The organism is Ralstonia sp. VS2407 (assembly GCF_052950655.1).
Map to the genome: position 1 here is coordinate 1 of NZ_JBRFVG010000199.1, position 489 is coordinate 489.

The window sequence follows — 489 nt, forward strand, 5'->3', positions numbered from 1 at the left end:
GGTCCACCGTTGGCGCTGTACGACAACGAGTACAGGGTGGCCCCGGGGCCCTCGGCAGCGGTGGGCGTCCAGGTCGCGTTGAGGTCAGTGGACTGGACACCACTCTGCCGGTCGAGCACCGCGAGACCCACGGGAGCAACCGGTGTGCCGATCGACTGGAACGGTGCGGACAGACGGGGAGGCGACCAGCCGACGCTGTTCTTTGCGTCGACCGAGAAGACATAGGTCCGGTTGTTGTCGAGGCCGTCGACGACATAGGACGTGCTGGTGCCGGCGATCGTGACGGGCTTGCCCCCCTGCCAGCTGATCGTGTAGGCCTCGATCGGCGTGCTGCTCTCGGGCGGCGTCCAGCCGACGGTGACCGTGTGGTCCCCCCGGGCCATCATCTTGATGTCGGCGACACGACCCGGCTTCGTGTCGGCGAAGGCTGTCAGCGACAGGTCGCTGAACGCGCCGGTGCCGACCTTGTTGACCGCCGCGACCCGGAAG

General features: G+C 67.9%; 1 protein-coding gene. It reads right to left on the bottom strand.

Going from position 1 to position 489, the window contains the following annotated elements; all coding sequences use genetic code 11:
- Positions 1 to 489 (bottom strand): fibronectin type III domain-containing protein (locus tag ACU8YE_RS24605; protein WP_446930044.1); only part of this gene is annotated, 489 nt, incomplete at both ends.